The sequence below is a fragment of the Duganella sp. CY15W genome (assembly GCF_009857555.1).
Classification (GTDB): Bacteria; Pseudomonadota; Gammaproteobacteria; order Burkholderiales; family Burkholderiaceae_D; genus Rugamonas; species Rugamonas sacchari.
The window spans coordinates 1-16,324 of sequence record NZ_WWCQ01000009.1; the positions used below are offsets into that span (position 1 = coordinate 1).

17 protein-coding genes and 1 rRNA gene are annotated in these 16,324 nt (G+C 59.6%); 13 read left to right on the forward strand and 5 right to left on the reverse strand.

From position 1 onward, the window contains the following. Positions 1 to 113 (reverse strand): 16S ribosomal RNA (locus GTP58_RS29310); the annotation flags it as partial. A 426-nt stretch (positions 114 to 539) separates the two neighbouring features. Here GTP58_RS29310 and GTP58_RS29315 point away from each other — a divergent pair. The 3 genes from GTP58_RS29315 to GTP58_RS29325 all read left to right on the forward strand — a co-directional run bounded on the left by GTP58_RS29315 (position 540) and on the right by GTP58_RS29325 (position 3,564). Further along, entirely contained in the window at positions 540 to 1,886 is a 1,347-nt protein-coding gene (locus GTP58_RS29315) for a sensor histidine kinase (RefSeq protein WP_161080482.1), read from the forward strand. 70 nt (positions 1,887 to 1,956) lie between these two features. Next, positions 1,957 to 2,724 carry a LytTR family DNA-binding domain-containing protein gene (locus GTP58_RS29320; RefSeq protein WP_161080483.1) on the forward strand — a complete coding sequence of 256 codons (768 nt, stop codon included), beginning with the start codon at positions 1,957 to 1,959 and terminating at the stop codon, positions 2,722 to 2,724. An 81-nt stretch (positions 2,725 to 2,805) separates the two neighbouring features. Beyond that, positions 2,806 to 3,564 (forward strand): sensor histidine kinase, encoded by a 759-nt coding sequence (locus tag GTP58_RS29325; protein WP_308937382.1) that lies wholly within the window; start codon positions 2,806 to 2,808, stop codon positions 3,562 to 3,564. Here the strand turns inward: GTP58_RS29325 and GTP58_RS29330 are convergent. The 3 genes from GTP58_RS29330 to GTP58_RS29340 all read right to left on the reverse strand — a co-directional run bounded on the left by GTP58_RS29330 (position 3,561) and on the right by GTP58_RS29340 (position 6,430). Beyond that, the gene (locus GTP58_RS29330; RefSeq protein ID WP_072790444.1) at positions 3,561 to 4,622 is read right to left on the reverse strand and encodes a porin; all 1,062 of its coding nucleotides are present in this window, start codon (positions 4,620 to 4,622) and stop codon (positions 3,561 to 3,563) included. The genes GTP58_RS29325 and GTP58_RS29330 overlap by 4 nt on opposite strands. A gap of 199 nt (positions 4,623 to 4,821) precedes the next feature. Then, positions 4,822 to 5,472 (reverse strand): class I SAM-dependent methyltransferase, encoded by a 651-nt coding sequence (locus GTP58_RS29335; protein WP_161080484.1) that lies wholly within the window; start codon positions 5,470 to 5,472, stop codon positions 4,822 to 4,824. Between the two features lie 16 nt (positions 5,473 to 5,488). After that, on the reverse strand, positions 5,489 to 6,430 hold the full coding sequence (locus GTP58_RS29340; protein WP_072790451.1) for a CysB family HTH-type transcriptional regulator: 942 nt from the start codon (positions 6,428 to 6,430) through the stop codon (positions 5,489 to 5,491). 153 nt (positions 6,431 to 6,583) lie between these two features. On the opposite strand from GTP58_RS29340, the gene GTP58_RS29345 reads away from it, so the two are divergent. The 8 genes from GTP58_RS29345 (at position 6,584) to GTP58_RS29380 (ending at position 14,186) form a co-directional block, all read left to right on the forward strand. After that, the gene (locus GTP58_RS29345) at positions 6,584 to 8,284 is read left to right on the forward strand and encodes a nitrite/sulfite reductase (RefSeq protein ID WP_161080485.1); all 1,701 of its coding nucleotides are present in this window, start codon (positions 6,584 to 6,586) and stop codon (positions 8,282 to 8,284) included. Then, complete coding sequence (locus GTP58_RS29350) at positions 8,277 to 8,864, forward strand: DUF934 domain-containing protein (RefSeq protein ID WP_161080486.1); 588 nt, start codon at positions 8,277 to 8,279, stop codon at positions 8,862 to 8,864. The genes GTP58_RS29345 and GTP58_RS29350 overlap by 8 nt, the downstream gene beginning before the upstream one ends. A gap of 11 nt (positions 8,865 to 8,875) precedes the next feature. Next, a complete protein-coding gene (locus tag GTP58_RS29355) occupies positions 8,876 to 9,592 on the forward strand; it encodes a phosphoadenylyl-sulfate reductase (RefSeq protein WP_161080487.1) in 717 nt (238 codons plus the stop codon). 26 nt (positions 9,593 to 9,618) lie between these two features. Beyond that, a complete protein-coding gene (gene cysD, locus GTP58_RS29360; RefSeq protein WP_161080488.1) occupies positions 9,619 to 10,548 on the forward strand; it encodes a sulfate adenylyltransferase subunit CysD in 930 nt (309 codons plus the stop codon). Continuing rightward, on the forward strand, positions 10,548 to 11,849 hold the full coding sequence (locus GTP58_RS29365) for a sulfate adenylyltransferase subunit 1 (RefSeq protein ID WP_161080489.1): 1,302 nt from the start codon (positions 10,548 to 10,550) through the stop codon (positions 11,847 to 11,849). The genes cysD and GTP58_RS29365 overlap by 1 nt, the downstream gene beginning before the upstream one ends. Before the next feature lie 47 nt (positions 11,850 to 11,896). Then, on the forward strand, positions 11,897 to 12,616 hold the full coding sequence (gene cobA, locus GTP58_RS29370; RefSeq protein ID WP_161080490.1) for a uroporphyrinogen-III C-methyltransferase: 720 nt from the start codon (positions 11,897 to 11,899) through the stop codon (positions 12,614 to 12,616). Between the two features lie 80 nt (positions 12,617 to 12,696). Then, positions 12,697 to 13,419 (forward strand): hypothetical protein, encoded by a 723-nt coding sequence (locus GTP58_RS29375; RefSeq protein ID WP_161080491.1) that lies wholly within the window; start codon positions 12,697 to 12,699, stop codon positions 13,417 to 13,419. Further along, a complete protein-coding gene (locus GTP58_RS29380; RefSeq protein WP_161080492.1) occupies positions 13,419 to 14,186 on the forward strand; it encodes a glutaminyl-peptide cyclotransferase in 768 nt (255 codons plus the stop codon). Before GTP58_RS29375 ends, GTP58_RS29380 begins: the two co-directional genes overlap by 1 nt. A gap of 17 nt (positions 14,187 to 14,203) precedes the next feature. Here the strand turns inward: GTP58_RS29380 and GTP58_RS29385 are convergent, their stop codons facing one another. After that, on the reverse strand, positions 14,204 to 14,896 hold the full coding sequence (locus tag GTP58_RS29385) for a sigma-70 family RNA polymerase sigma factor (protein WP_161080493.1): 693 nt from the start codon (positions 14,894 to 14,896) through the stop codon (positions 14,204 to 14,206). 149 nt (positions 14,897 to 15,045) lie between these two features. On the opposite strand from GTP58_RS29385, the gene clpP reads away from it, so the two are divergent. Further along, a complete protein-coding gene (gene clpP / locus GTP58_RS29390) occupies positions 15,046 to 15,651 on the forward strand; it encodes an ATP-dependent Clp endopeptidase proteolytic subunit ClpP (protein WP_161080494.1) in 606 nt (201 codons plus the stop codon). Positions 15,652 to 15,738: 87 nt separating this feature from the next. Next, entirely contained in the window at positions 15,739 to 16,320 is a 582-nt protein-coding gene (locus tag GTP58_RS29395; protein WP_161080495.1) for a DUF6624 domain-containing protein, read from the forward strand. The last annotated feature ends 4 nt before the right edge of the window (positions 16,321 to 16,324 follow it).

A 16,324-nucleotide genomic window follows, 5' to 3' on the forward strand; every position in this document is an offset into this window, starting at 1 on the left:
TACTCACCCGTTCGCCACTCGCCACCAGAGCAAGCTCCGTGCTGCCGTTCGACTTGCATGTGTAAGGCATGCCGCCAGCGTTCAATCTGAGCCAGGATCAAACTCTTTAGTTTAATCTCTGTTTTATCCGTTTTACCGGATGGTTCGCTCACTCAAAATACTGACAGTATTACTACTGCTTATTTCTTGTGGAGCATTTAATGCTTTTTGTTGCAGCATCAAACGCCCACATTTATCGACTGTAATTTTTTAAAGATCATTCTGTACTGCGTTGCTGATAAAGCGTTTTGTTCATCAGCGAAGAGGCAAGATTATGAGGCGTTTCGTACATCTCGTCAAGCTCTTCTTTTTCTTCGTTTCACTCTGCATTTGCATGCTTCGTTTCGCGAGGGACCGAACTATAGCAACCCCTCCGCAGTTTGGCAAGTGCTTCCTTTTACTTTGCCGTCCAATCCCCGTTTTTTGCAGACTGTCGCAATCGCATGGCGTCACCAGACGATGATCGCTACACTTGCCTCATATTAAGATTGAAGGCTCACATGTTTCCCACGCCAAAAGTGCAAGACACCCTGAAAACTGCCGGCGGCTGGCTGCACCGGGGGTTTGACGCCACCGCCACCTGGGTTACCCAGCTGTCCTGGTGGAAGTTCCTGGTGTTTGCCGTCCTGATGCTGATTGCCGGCTCCATCCTGCAAGATGAGCTGTTTTCGTCCAATCCGGCCCAGGATGACATCGATCGTGGCGATCGCATGGTCAAAGCCAAGCGCAAAGGCGCTGACACCAATATCCTGATTGACGACAGCGGCATTCACTTCAACCCGCGCGGCAAGATCCGCAACAAGAATGCCGAGGATAACAACGAACACAGCACCGCTGCTCCGCCGGAAGCGCCGGAAGCTCCCGCCACGCCGGAGGCGCCGGCAGCACCAGCAGCCCCTGCCGCACCAGCCGCCCCATCGGCAAAAGCCGGCAAGAGCGGTGCGGCCTCGGTGCCAGCCCTGCCCACCTTGCCTGGCGAGGAAGTCCACATTGACCTGCCGCCGCAAATTGGCGAAGAGCTGTCCAATGCCATTGAGGAAGCCGTGGATGATGCCGCCGAACAGAAAGTCGCCCGCTACCACGGCCAGGCTTCCACCTGGTTCAAGAGCTTCATCACCCTGCTGGTGCTGGCCCTGTTCGGCACCAAGGCGCTGATGGGCGGCAAAAAGCGCGCCGAGGCCGAGACCCAGTCCGCCAACGCCGCCGCCGAGCGCGAATCCATGCAGCGCCAGCTCAGCGAAGCCAAGATGCAAATGATGCAAGCCCAGGTCGAGCCCCATTTTCTATTCAACACGCTGGCGTCGGTCGAGCACCTGATCGAAACCGACCCGCCGCGCGCCTCCGCCATGCAGCGCAGCCTGATCAAATACCTGCGTGCGGTGTTGCCGCAAATGCGCGACAGCTCGCTGATCACCAACCTTGGGCGCGAAGCCGATATGGTGCTGGCCTACCTCAATCTGCTGAAAATGCGGATGGAAGAACGCCTCACCGTGGACTTTGACGTCTCCGATGGCCTGCGCACCGCCGCCTTCCCGCCCATGATGCTGCAATCCATGGTGGAAAACGCCATCAAGCACGGCCTCGAGGGCAAACCGGAAGGCGGCACGCTGAAAGTGCGCGCCGACGTCGCCCACAACAAGCTGCGCGTGATTGTCAGTGATACCGGCCTCGGCTTCGGCGCCAAGCCCAGCGACGGCACCGGCCTGGGTCTGACCAATATCCGCGAACGCCTGAAACTGCTGCACGGCGACCAGGCGCAGTTGCTGATCGCCGCCAACAGCCCGAGCGGCGTGATCGTCACCATTGAAGTACCGTACCAGCTGGCCAAGGCCAATAACAGCAATTGATTATTACGACGATTCGTTGAATAATTGATTGAATAACTGATTGAATAATTAATACGCACACCCGAGACCGATGCCTACAGCAATCATTGCAGATGACGAACGTTTAATGCGCGACCAGTTGCGCATGCGCCTGGGCCAGGTATGGCCTGAGCTGGACATTATTGGCGAAGCCAAAAACGGCGACGAAGCCATCGACCTGGTCGACGAGCTCCAGCCCGACTTCACCTTCCTCGATATCCGCATGCCCGGCAAGACCGGCATGGAAGCGGCCGCCATCATCGGCAACAAGAGCCAGATCGTGTTCGTCACCGCCTACGATGCCTATGCGGTGGAAGCCTTCGAACGGGGCGCGGTCGATTACGTGTTGAAACCGCCCGAGCAGGAGCGCCTGCAGGTGACGGTGGACCGCCTCAAAGGCCGCATGAACAAACCGGCCGCAGGCGCCGACATCAACGCCAGCGTCACCGCCATGCTGGCGCAGCTGACCGAGAAAATCGCCGCACCAAAACCAGCGCACCTGCAGTGGATACAGGCCAGCATCGGCCAGGACCTGCGCATGATTCCGGTCGAAGAGATCCTGTTCTTCCGCTCGGACGAAAAGTACACCTGTGTGCAGACCGAGAAGTACGAGGCGCTGATCCGCAAGCCCGTGCGCGACCTCGCCGACGAACTGGACCCGGCGCTGTTCTGGCAAATCCACCGTGCCACGCTGGTCAACGTCAACGCCATTGAAGGCGTGACGCGCGACATCCGCGGCCGTCACCTGGTGATGATCAAAGGCCGTCCGGAAAAGCTGGAAGTGAGCCGCAGCTTCCTGCATCTGTTCAAGCAGATGTAACTGCGGCACATCAAACCTGCTCCACCCAGCCTGATTTAGTGTGACTCCTCGCGGCCGATTTCCGGCCGCAGGGAGATCCACATGCGCCCCACCCGTGCCCTGTTGTTGCTCGCCGCCCTCGCGGCAACCGGCCGCCTGTGCTGGCGCCTCGGCCACGACCGCGCCTCCCCCGCTACCGAACAATCCTATGCCGAGCTGCGCGAGCTATCCGCCGCGCTGCAAACCATCCGCGAAGAAGAACGCAAGCACATCGCACGCGAACTGCACGACGATCTGGGCCAGCTGCTGGCCACCCTGCGCGGTGATCTGGCCCTGCTGCAACGCCAGGGCAATAATCACGCGGCCACGCGCAAGCTGCAGGCCGGCATGGATGAGCTGTTGATGTCAGCCATCACCTCGCTGCGGCGTATTGCCAGCAACTTGCGACCACGGGCGCTGGATGAGGGAGGGTTGTATTTTGCGCTGCACAGCCTGCGCCAGGAATTTGTCGCGCGCCACGGCATCAGCTGCACGCTCAGCGCCAACGAAGGGGATTTGATACTCGATGATGCCTACAGCACGGCCATCTTCCGCATCGTGCAGGAAGCGCTGACCAACATCACGCGCCACGCTGAAGCGCGCACGGTGAGGCTGTCGCTGTACCGCAAGGACGACGCCCTGCACATCTCGATCCATGACGACGGTCGCGGCATCGCCGAAAAGGACATGGACAAAGCCTCGTCCTTCGGCCTGATCGGGATGCGCGAGCGCGTCTGGGCACTGCATGGCGATATCGCCATCGTCAACGACGGCGGCACGCGCATCATGATACGCCTGCCGCTGCCGCCAGATACAGCTTAGAACGCGTGACGGAAGCCGACGTTGAAGGCCTTGTCGCCGCTACCAGCTTCGTTGTTGTTACCAACGGTGTAGCCAGCGCCGTTCTTGTTCTTGATCTTGGCGTAGGCCAGGTACACGCCGGTACGCTTCGACAGCGAGTACAGGTAGCCCAGTGCCCACTGATCGGCGTCCTGGTTGTTGACGGTCTTGTCGTTCTTGCGGATGTACGAAGCCATGATCGAACCGTTGCCAACTGGTACGGTGGCGCCGATCAGCACGTCGTTGCTGTCCAGGCTAGGCTTCGGCGCTACGGTGTAGCCGTAGGCGTTGGCGACCGGGATCTGGGCGCTGTTCACGCCTTTGTCTGCGCTGAAAGCGAAGAAGGCTTTCACAACCTGGAAGTCGTAGTTGATCGCGAACATGGTGTTGCGGCCGGTATCCTGCAGCTTGGCTGGAGTGGCGCCGACAGCAGCGGTGTCGTTGTTCTTGTTGTTGTACACCAGGCGCGCGTTCAGCGGGCCTTGGGCGTAGTTCAGGCCCAGACCGAATTGACGGCCGGCGGTGGCGCTGCCAGCCTGCTCGCCCAGCGAGTACAGCACGTCGCCGCTGAAGCCTTCCACGGTTGGGGTCGAGTACACCAGCGCGTTGCTCGCGCGGGTGTTGGCGCCAGCCGATGGGAACAGATTTTTGATCGAACCAGCGTAGCCGGCGCCGAACGGGTCAGCCACCTGGCTTTGTGCCAGGTACAGCGGGGTGTACTGACGGCCGATGGTCAGCTGACCAGCTTCTTTGCTCTTCAGGCCAACGAAAGCCTGGCGGTTGAACAGGGTGCCGGCGCTGTCGATGGTGCCGTCGTCCGCTTTGAAGCCGGCTTCCAGCTGGAAGATCGCCGACAGGCCATTGCCCAGGTCTTCGGTACCGCGGAAGCCCAGACGGGACTGGCCGCCGATACCGCTGGTCACTTTGGTGACGGAACCGGCAGCACCGCCGCGCTCGCCAACGATACCGGCATCCACCAGGCCGTAGATCGTCACGTTCGATTGAGCTTGAGCTTGTGCAGCGAAGCCGCCGATGATCATTGCTGCCAGAGTAAGTTTTTTCACTTGATGTTCTCTACTTGAGGTTGAAAGAAAAACTGCAGTATTGAATTCCACGGCCGAGATCATGCCTATCAATTACTTCAACAATGTGACAATCACCATTTGTTGTAAATCAACATCACAAGTGAAAAAAAAGCCGCTGGCAGCGGCTTTTGATGAAACGGCTTACTGAACCGCGTTATTTCAGGCGGCAGCTCAGCAGGAAGTAGTGCTCCATGCGCTCGATCTTGATCTGGCGCGCATGGTCGGCAAAACGCTTGCGCAAGGTACTATCGGTCAAATAATTGGTCATGATTTCATAGCGTTCGCCATCATCGGCGGTGACGATCTGATACGTATTACCGTCCGCATCGGTGCGGGCGATGACCACCTCGCCGTCGATCTGCGACTCGTCCAGCACCACCAGCAGGATATCCTTGCCCAGCTTGGCGCGCAGGGTTTTCAGGTATTTTTCCTGCTGCTCACGGCGCACGTGACGCCACAGATTGCCAATAAACACTGCCGTGTACAGGCCTTGCAGGCCCTCCGGCAGGTCAAACGCATCCATGACGCCAAACGTCACGATGTCCTCGTCAAGGCCACGGGTTTCAGCCAGGTCGATCATTTCCTGCAGAATATCCGTCGCATAGACCGACTCCGCCGTTTCCGCGATCAGGTCGGTCCAGTACGCAGTGCCGCAGCCCAGTTCCAGCACTTTATGGCCGGTGAACAGCTCTGCCACCATTTCCTGCAAATCGTCCAGATCGTCGAAACGCTCTTCATTGGCGTAGACCTGGTCATAGTTATCCGCGTTGACGGCGTAATATTGGGTCAACTGGTTGGTAATCATGATGATGCTTTCTTCTTTATAGTTCGTAGTTCTCTTTTTCGCCGCTCATGGCCTGTTCGATCAACTTGCGGTTGAGCGTCGGGGCCAGCAGTTCGATAAAGGTGTAGATATAGCTGCGCAGATAGGCGCCCTGCTTGACCGCCACCCGCGACACATTCATGCCGAACAGGTGGCCCACCGGGATGGCGCGCAGGTTTTTGTCGCGCTCGGCGTCAAAGGCCATCCCCGCTATGATACCAATCCCCATGCCCAGCTCCACATAAGTCTTGATGACATCGGCGTCGATGGCTTCCAGCAGCACGTCCAGCTTCAGGCCGCGCAGGGCAAACGCATGGTCGATCTTGCTGCGGCCGGCAAAGGCGCCATCATACGTGATGATCGGGAAAGCGGCGATCTCTTCCAGCGTCGGCTGCTTGGTGCGCAGCAGCGCATGGTCGGGTGGCACCACCACCACGTGCTCCCATTGATAGCATGGCAATGTTACCAAACCATTCACACCAGCAATCGATTCGGTGGCAATTGCCAGGTCGGCCTGGTCGCGCTGAACCATCTCGGCAATCTGCTGCGGATTGCCTTGCAATAAAGATAAGCGCACCTTGGGGAACTTGACCATGAAGGCCTGCACCACTTTCGGCAGCGTGTAGCGCGCCTGTGTGTGTGTGGTGGCGATGGTAAAACTGCCGCTGTCCTGGGCCGCATATTCCTTGCCGATGCGCTTGAGGCTGTCGATCTCCTGCATAATCAATTCCACCGACTCCAGCACCAGCCGCCCCGGCTCGGTCAGGCCGCGGATACGCTTGCCGTGGCGGGTGAAGATATCGACTCCCAGCTCCTCCTCCAGTTCGATAATCGCCTTGGACACGCCCGGCTGCGAGGTAAACAGCGCCTTGGCGGCGTCGGTCAGGTTGTAGTTCTGGCGTACTGCTTCGCGCACAAAGCGCAATTGATGAAGGTTCATTGCAGGTCTTGGCCCATCTTAAAATTATTAGCGTCCATGCTTATGCCCAATCCTTATATAAGCAAATAAAGACTAAGTCGTATGGAATAAAGACGAAGTTTATTACTATTAGCACCAGTTTGGGGAATCAGCGACTATCCAGGAAGAATATACATGTATCAATACGACCAGTACGACCACCTCATCGTCCGCGAGCGCATCGCCCAGTACCGCGACCAGGTACGCCGCCGCCTGGCTGATGAGCTGACCGAAGCCGAATTCCTGCCGCTGCGCTTGCAGAACGGCTTGTACATGCAACGTCACGCCTACATGCTGCGCATTGCCGTGCCGTACGGTCTGTTGGCATCCAAGCAAATGCGTATGTTCGCCCATATCGCCCGCAAGTACGACCGCGGCTATGGCCACTTCACCACCCGTCAAAACATCCAGTTTAACTGGGTTGAACTGGAACAGACACCGGATATCCTGAGCGACCTGGCCTCGGTGGAGATGCACGCCATCCAGACCTCGGGCAACTGCATCCGCAACACCACTTCCGACCCGTATGCCGGCGTGGCCGCCGACGAGATCATCGATCCACGTCCGTACGCCGAAGTGCTGCGTCAATGGTCGACCTTCCACCCGGAGTTCATCGCCCTGCCGCGTAAATTCAAGGTCGCCATCAACGGCGCCGTGGAAGACCGCGCCGCGATCGCGATTCACGACATCGGCCTGACCGTGGTGCGCAACGAAGCCGGTGAAATCGGCTTCAAGTTCATGGCCGGCGGCGGCATGGGCCGTACGCCCATCATCGGCAGCGTGATCCGCGAATTCCTGCCATGGCAGCACCTGCTGACCTACACCGAAGCCGTGATGCGCGTGTATAACCAGTACGGCCGCCGCGACAACAAATACAAAGCCCGCATCAAGATCCTGCTGAAAGCCGTGGGCGTGGAAGAATTCACGCGCCAGGTAGAGGAAGAATGGGTCGATCTCAAGGACGGTCCTGAAACCCTGACCGTCGAAGAGATGCAGCGCGTGATCGACTACTTCCAGCCGCCAGCCTACAAAGCGCTGGAAGACAGCGACGCCGCCCTGCAGGCGCAAGCCGCGGAGCACAAGGCCTTCGCCAACTGGTTGAAGCGCAACGTCAAGCCGCACAAGGTGCCGGGCTACGCCGCCGTGGTGCTGTCGCTGAAAAAGACCGGCGTGCCGCCGGGCGACGCCACGGCTGAACAGATGGACTTCATGGCCGACCTGGCAGACCGCTACAGCTTTAACGAACTGCGCGTCACCCACGAACAGAACATCGTGCTGGCCGACGTCGAACAATCGCAGTTGTTCGCGCTGTGGCAGGAAGCCAAGGCCCATGGCCTGGCCACGCCGAACATCGGCCTGCTGACCGACATGATCTGCTGCCCGGGCGGCGACTTCTGCTCGCTGGCCAACGCCAAGTCGCTGCCGATTGCGGCAGCCATCTCGGAGCGTTTCGATAACCTCGACTACCAGCATGACATCGGCGAGATCGAACTGAATATCTCCGGCTGCATCAACGCCTGCGGCCACCACCACGTCGGCAGCATCGGCGTGCTGGGCGTGGACAAGGACGGCAGCGAATGGTATCAGGTGTCGATCGGCGGCGCGCAAGGCAACAACGCCGCCATCGGCAAGATCATCGGCCCATCGTTCTCCGCGCTGCAGATGCCGGAAGTGATCGACCGCCTGCTGCAGGTTTATCTGCGCGAGCGTTTTGAAGATGAATCGTTTGCCGCCTGTGTGCATCGCCTGGGCGTCGCACCATTCAAGGAATTTGTGTACGCCACGCCGATCGCTGAAAAAGGCGGCCGTCTGGTTGGAGAGGATGAATATGTCTGAAGCAGTAAAAAACCTGATCATCAAGGGCCGTGAAGTTGTCGCCGACGACTGGCAAGTGCTGCGCCTGGCCGAGCCCGTCGAAGGCGCACCCGTTGTCGATGCCGCCACCGTGGCGGTCCCGGAGGGCAAATTCATCGTGCCACTGAGCCTGTGGCTGGTGCAGCGCGAGGTGCTGGCGGCACGCACCGCCGCCGGCGAGATCGCCGTGTGGATCGCATCGGACGAGCGCCCTGAAACGCTGAAAGACCTGCTGGACCAGTTCCCGCTGATCGCCGTCGATTTCCCCAAATTTACCGATGGCCGCGGCTACTCGATCGCCTACAACCTGCGTACCCGCCTGGGCTGGACCGGCGAACTGCGCGCCGTCGGCGATGTGCTGCGCGACCAGCTGTTCTCGATGCAGCGCGTGGGCTTTGACGCCTACGCCATCCGCGCCGACCGCGATGTACATGATGCGCTGAAAGGCCTGTCCGATTTCTCCGAAACCTATCAGGCTTCGGTCGATCAGAAAGTGCCGCTGTTCCGCCGCCACGCACGCCCGGTGCCGGCTACGGCCAACAACGACGGCGCCGGTATTTGATTGGAGCTGCAATGAGTGACCTGAGCAAGCTGATTGCGGACACGCACGCCACGCTGTCCCGCATCGCCAGCGATTTCAGCCCCGCCGTTTTCGCCTCCTCGCTGGCGGCCGAAGACATGGTGCTGACCGATATGATCCTGAAGGCCAAGCACAACATCGGCATCTTCTCGCTTGAAACCGGCCGCCTGCATAAAGAAACGCTGGCCATGCTGGACAAGGTGAAGCAGCACTATGGCTACGACATCGCTGTCTACAAGCCGCAGCAGGATGCGGTCGATAGCTACGTCGCACAGCATGGCCTGAACGCCTTCTACGACAGCGTCGAGATGCGCAAGGAATGCTGCCGCATCCGCAAGGTCGAGCCGCTCAACCGCGCACTGTCCGGCAACAAGGCCTGGGTCACGGGCCAGCGCCGCACGCAAGCGGCGACCCGCACCTCGCTGCTGGTGGAAGAGGACGATCCGGCGCACTTCATGACCAAGTTTAATCCGCTGGCCGATTGGTCCGAGGACGACATCTGGAACTACATCCGCGACAACGGCGTGCCGTACAACGCGCTGCACGACCAGGGTTATCCATCGATCGGCTGCGAACCGTGTACCCGAGCCATACAGCCAGGTGAAGATGTCCGCGCCGGACGCTGGTGGTGGGAGAACCCGGAATCGAAAGAATGCGGCCTCCACGTCGTCGACGGCAAACTGATACGCATTAAATCTGTCGCTGCATAAGCGGCTTCAAAGAATAGGCTAGTCCAATGAACGCTTTAGTTGAACAAAACGCGCAAGTGAACTCGCGCCACCTCGATGCCCTGGAATCGGAAGCCATCCACATCATGCGCGAAGTCGCTGCCGAATGCAGCAACCCGGCCCTGCTGTTCTCGGGCGGTAAAGACTCGGTGGTCCTGCTGCGCATTGCGGAGAAGGCTTTCCGTCCTGGTAAATTCCCGTTCCCGCTGGTGCACGTCGACACCGGCCACAACTTCCAGGAGGTGATTACCTTCCGCGACAAGCGCGTGGCCGAACTGGGCGAACGCCTGATCGTCGGCTCGGTCGAAGACTCGATCAAAAAAGGCACGGTACGCCTGCGCAATCCGCAAACCGATTCGCGCAACGCCTCACAGGCGGTGACGCTGCTGGAAACCATCGCCGAACATGGCTTCGACGCCTGCATCGGCGGCGCCCGCCGCGACGAAGAGAAAGCCCGCGCCAAGGAGCGCATCTTCTCGTTCCGCGATGAATTCGGCCAGTGGGACCCGAAGTCGCAGCGCCCGGAACTGTGGGACCTGTATAACACCCGCGTCCATGCCGGCGAGAACATGCGTGTGTTCCCGATCTCGAACTGGACCGAGCTGGATGTGTGGCAGTACATCGCCCGTGAAAAACTGGAACTGCCGCCGATCTACTTCGCCCATGAGCGCCAGGTGATTCCGCGCAATGGCCTGCTGGTGCCGCTGACGGATCTGACCCCGGCCCGCGAAGGCGAAACCGTCGAAACGCAAGTGGTGCGCTTCCGTACCGTCGGCGACATCTCCTGCACCTGCCCGGTGTCCTCGGACGCGGCCACCGTGGAGCAGATCATCGCTGAAACCGCGATCACCCAGGTGACGGAGCGCGGCGCCACCCGCATGGACGACCAGACCTCCGAAGCATCGATGGAAAAACGTAAAAAAGCAGGATACTTCTAATGACTACGACTACTTCGAACGAACGCGGCCTGCTGCGTTTTATCACCGCCGGTTCCGTCGATGACGGCAAGTCCACCCTGATCGGCCGCCTGCTGTTCGACAGCAAAGGCATCTTCGCCGACCAGCTGGACGCCATGTCGCGCTCCAAGCACAAGCGCACCGTCGGCGACACCGTCGACCTGTCGCTGCTGACCGACGGCCTGGAAGCCGAACGCGAACAAGGCATCACCATCGACGTCGCCTACCGCTACTTCGCCACGCCGAAACGCAAATTCATCATCGCCGACACGCCAGGCCACGAGCAGTACACCCGCAATATGGTGACCGGCGCGTCGACCGCCGATGCCGTCATCATCCTGGTGGACGTATCGAAAGTGAAGCTGCGCGAAGACGGCGGCGTGGAGCTGCTGATCCAGACCAAACGCCATTCAACCATCGCCCACCTGCTGCAAATCGAGCACGTCATCGTGGCCGTCAACAAGATGGACCTGGTGAACTACGATGAGGACATCTACAACCGCATCGTCAAAGCCTATGGCGAATTCGCTGCCTCGCTGGGCCTGAAAGACATCACGCCGATTCCGCTGTCCGCCCTGAGCGGCGACAACGTGGTGGAAAAGAGCGAGAAGCTGGGCTGGTACCAAGGCCCGACGCTGATCGAGCTGCTGGAATCGCTGTCCGTCTACGACGAGTCGCACGACGCGCCATTCCGCTTCCCGGTGCAGCTGGTGGCGCGCCACAACGGCCACGAAGCCAATGACTTCCGCGGCTACATGGGCCGTATCGAGTCGGGCAAGGTCTCGGTGGGCGACACGCTGGTGGTGCAGCCATCCGGCCAGGCTGCGACCGTGAAAGACATCGTCACGCTCGAAGGCTCGCACCAGTCGGCCGTCGCCGGCCAGTCGATCACGCTGCTGCTGAACGAATACCTGGACATCTCGCGCGGTGACCTGCTGGCCAATGCCGCACAGCCGGCCACGCAGCTGAAACAGCTGAAGGCCGACGTGTGCTGGATGTCCGACGAGCCGCTGGACGTGCGCCGCAAGTACTGGATCAAGCACGGCACCAAGCAGACGTCGGCGAAAGTGAAAGCGATTGAATCCCTGCTGGACATCAACACCCAGCAGCGCCACAGCGCCGAAGGCCTCAAGCTCAACGACATCGCCACCATCGAGCTGGCAGTGCAGCAGCCGTTGGCGGCCGACGCCTACAGTGACATCCGCGCCACTGGTGCTTTCATTCTGATCGATGAGGTGACCCATCAGACCGTGGCCGCTGGTATGATCCGCCTGGACCAATAAACCTAGCCAGCGTCATCCCCGCGCCTGCGGGGAGCCAAGGATTTTTCATGCCAGCTCTCGGAAAAGTGTATTTGATCGGCGCCGGTCCTGGCGCCCAGGACTTGATTACCCTGCGCGGCGCGCGCCTGCTGGCGCAAGCCGACATCGTGCTGCACGACGCACTGGTGACATCCGAAATGCTGGACCTGTGTCAGCAGGCCGAAAAAATCCCGGTCGGCAAGCGCAGCGGCCAGCGTTCGGTCGCGCAGCAGATCATCAACCAGCAGTTGGTCGAATGCGCGCAGCGCGCCAGGCTGGTGGTGCGCCTGAAAGGCGGCGATCCGATGATCTTCGGCCGCGCCGATGAGGAGCTGCGTGCGCTGGAAGAAGCTGGCATCGAGGTGGAAGTCGTCCCCGGCATCACCACCGCGCTGGCGGCAGCAGCGACCACCAAGCAGCCGCTGACCAAGCGCGGCGTGGCGCGCAGCGTCGGTTTTTTCACCTCGTCCACCGCAGCTGAACACGCGGACCACGACGCCATTCCCGAAACCGACACGCTGGTGCAGTATATGGGCGGCCGCGAAGCCATCGCCACCGCAGAGCGCCTGCTGGCACATGGCCACAAACCGGATACGCCGGTGGTCGTCATCGAAAACGTCAGCCGCGCCGACCAGCAAACCCACCGTATGGACATCACCACCTTGAGCCAGGGCCTGGGCACACCACATGGCCCGGTGCTGGTCATGATCGGTGAAGCCATGCGCGCCCGCCCCCATCAACGAGATTAGCAGCACAATAGCCATCCAACTCCGCGCCTGAGTTTTATTTTTCGGTATTAAAATGTCCATTCTTACCATTCGAGGTAGTAATGGATATCGTTCAAAGACTGGAAAACGCCTGGAGTATCCACGCCGAGGGCAAGTTTGAAGAAGCCCTGCAGGAATACATCTGGCTATTTGAGGCCACCGCCAAGGACGCGGACACCGCATCGCTGCGCCTGTCCTACGTGCTGGCCGCATGGGCCAAGCTTGCGGAAGAATACCTGCCCGCCCATCACGCGCTGGTTGATCTGCGCAACCACATGGCTGAGCAGCTGCTGAGCGAGCCGACCGATACAGCGCTGTTCAATGACATCCGCGTGGTCAACGACAAGCTGGGCGACTTGCAGAATACTTACCACCTGTTCCAGCGGCTACCCGACGCGCTGAAACAGCAGACAGCCCGCATCGCCCTGCCCTCACTGATGGCCTGTGGCGACTATCAGCTGGCGCGCCGTTATCTGCAGCAGCCGGAAGAACATCTGGCGCAGGCGGCCATGAAGCTGAACCAGCAAAAGAACCAGATTAACGTCCTTACCTCCGAAGGCATGGCAGAACTGCTGGCCGATGTATTCAACTACACTACCGAAGTTGCATTGGTACTGGACTTGCTGAACGGCTGCGGCGATACTGCTGCGGCGGCGATCGCGCGCCAGCAAGCCGTCTCGCTGGTGCAAACGCCGGAAGCCCGCGCCTGCGTGGAAGCGGAGCTCAATGCTCCCGGCACCACGCTGGACGCCATGGTTGAACTACAAAATTCGGTGACTGCATAGTGAAAAAGATTTACGCTCAAGCCCTCCTCCTCTCCACTTTCCTGCCCGCTGTTGCATCGGCTGCACTCCCCACCTACGATTTTAAGGTGGTGCGCAGCTATCCGCATGACGCGCAAGCCTTCACCGAAGGCCTGCTGTACCGCGATGGCTTCCTGTACGAGAGCACGGGCCTGAACGGCAAATCCTCGATCCGCAAAGTAAACCTGGAAACCGGCAAGGTCCTGCAAAGCAAAGACATCCCGCCCCAGTACTTCGGCGAAGGCCTGACCGCCTGGGGCGATACGCTGGTCGGCCTGACCTGGCAAACCCAGACCGGTTTTGTCTTCGATCTGAAGACCTTTGAATTCAAAAGCCAGTTTGCCTACCCGGGCGAAGGCTGGGGCCTGACGCAGAACGGCAAAGAACTCATCATGAGTGATGGCAGCGCCACGCTGCGCTTCCTCGATCCCAAGACCTTCCTCGAAGTACGCCGCGTGAAAGTAACGGCGGACGGCATTGCGGTCGACCAGCTCAATGAACTGGAAGTGGTGGAAGGCGAAATCTACGCCAACATCTGGCACACCAACACCATCGCCCGCATTGATCCTGCCACCGGCAAGATCGTTGGCTGGATCGATTTCAGCAAACTCTATCCCGATGCCGGCAAAGGACCGAACGGCGAAAACGTCATGAACGGCATCGCCTACGACGCCGATAAAAAACGCCTGTTCGTCACCGGCAAACTGTGGCCCAAGATCTACGAAGTAAAAATCACGCGCCGGCCATAAGCTGTCACACGCTGCATCTAGGCCGCCACCGCATACGACGCATCATTGGCGCATGCGCTAAAGCCGCGCACGCGCGGCCGCTGTTGTTGAAGGCAGACGGCCAGGGGCTGCCCGTCCGTCAGCAGGGTCACCACGGCCGGCACATCACGGGTGTTGATCGCCAGTTGAAACCTGCGTATCAGCTCGCGCGACAGCTTCTCCTCGGGCGGCATGTCATCATCCGCTTGCTTCAACCGCTTGCGCGCACGTGCCAGGTACTGGCGCGCGTTTTCTGCTTTCGTCCCGAGTACTGCAGCAATATCAGCGTGTCCGCATTCAAACACCTCATGCAGGACCAGCGCCAGCCGCTCAGAAAACGACAGACGCGCCAGCATCCGCGCAAATGCGGCTTCCACGTCGGCACACCGCAGCAGCTCTTCCTCTGGTGACAGCGGCAGCACATCGGGCGACAATTCCTTTGCAACCTGGGCGGCCACCGCATCGCGCGCGCGTTTGCGCAAATGGTCGATTGACTGATGCTGCACAACGGTGGTCAGCCAGGCGGCAGGCGTCACCAGCGCATCCCTTTCAGCGCTGTGCCACTTCAAAAAACAGTCCTGTACCACTTCTTCCGCTTCCGCCTCGCTGCCTACGATGCGTGAACTGATCGCCTTCAGGCGCGGGCGCAGCTGCTCGAACATGGCGCCGTCGGTATCGGTAGTACGTGACATGGTGATTCTCCTCTCATGGTGCGGACACGACATGACGCTGGGTAGCCGCCAAACGTGACACATCAACTATCTATTTTTTTGCCGTCACACTGCGCACCGGCGCAGGCGTCAAGCGGGCAGTGAACCAACCTGACCGCGAAAGGAACATCATGCTGACCAATTCCCTGGGCCTCATCCCCACCGTCATCGAACAGACCAGCCGTGGCGAACGCGCCTTCGATATTTATTCCTGCCTGCTGAAAGAGCGCGTGATCTTCCTGGTGGGCGAAGTGACCGAACAATCGGCAAACCTGATCGTGGCGCAGCTGCTGTTCCTGGAATCGGCTGATCCACACAAAGACATCTCACTGTACATCAATTCTCCGGGCGGCTCGGTGTATGCCGGCATGGCGATCTACGACACCATGCAATTCATCAAACCAGAGGTTTCCACCTTGTGCACCGGCTTTGCCGCCAGCATGGGCTCCTTCCTGCTCGCCGCTGGCGCAATCGGCAAGCGCTATGCCCTGCCCAACGCGCGCATCATGATCCATCAGCCGCATGGCGGCTCGCAAGGCGTCGCCTCCGACATTGAAATCCAGGCACGCGAGGTGCTCTACCAGCGCCACCGCCTCAACTCCATCATGGCCGAGCGCACCAGGCAAACGCTGGCCCGGATCGAAAAAGACTCCGACCGCGACAACTATATGTCATCCGCAGACGCCAAAGAATATGGCCTGATCGACCACGTGCTTCTCACCCGCGACGAAAGCTGAACTCAACTTGCCAAGAGATTAATGAAACTCGTACACTGAGGAGGCAACCACCCATGCGAACAAATCATGTCGAGGACCATTCAATCAATGAAAACATCGAATTTATCTCGTGCTGTTCTTGCACTGGCATTCCTGCCTTTATTGGCACTTGCGGAGCCGTGCGAGAAAACCGCGCTGGCCCAACAGTACGCAAAGATGCGGAGCGACGACCAGTCACTGCGCGGCCGCTACATCCACATCCTGGAGATGGAGCACCGCAAGGAGAAGTTCGATCCCAAGGAAAAAGATCAGCTGGAATACACCATCTCGGACATCGACGAAAGTAATCAGCGCAACCTGGACAAATTGATTGGGCAGTGCGGCTGGCCCGGCAAGCTTGACGCCAACCGCGCGGCAGATGCAGCGTTCCTCATCATTCAGCATGCGGACCTGGACTATCAGCTTAAACACGCTGATTTGCTTGCCGCCGCAAACAAGCGAGGCGAAATTCCGAATAAGATCTACGCCATGTTTGTCGACAGGGTTAGGCTGAGACAAGGCAAGGGACAGCTCTACGGCACGCAGCAGGAATATGGCAGTAACAAGATGCCGCCGATCGACGACCCAAAAAACCTGAACCAGCGCAGAAAAACCATGGGCCTGCCGCCGCTGCCGACGCCAGCCAATTAGCCGG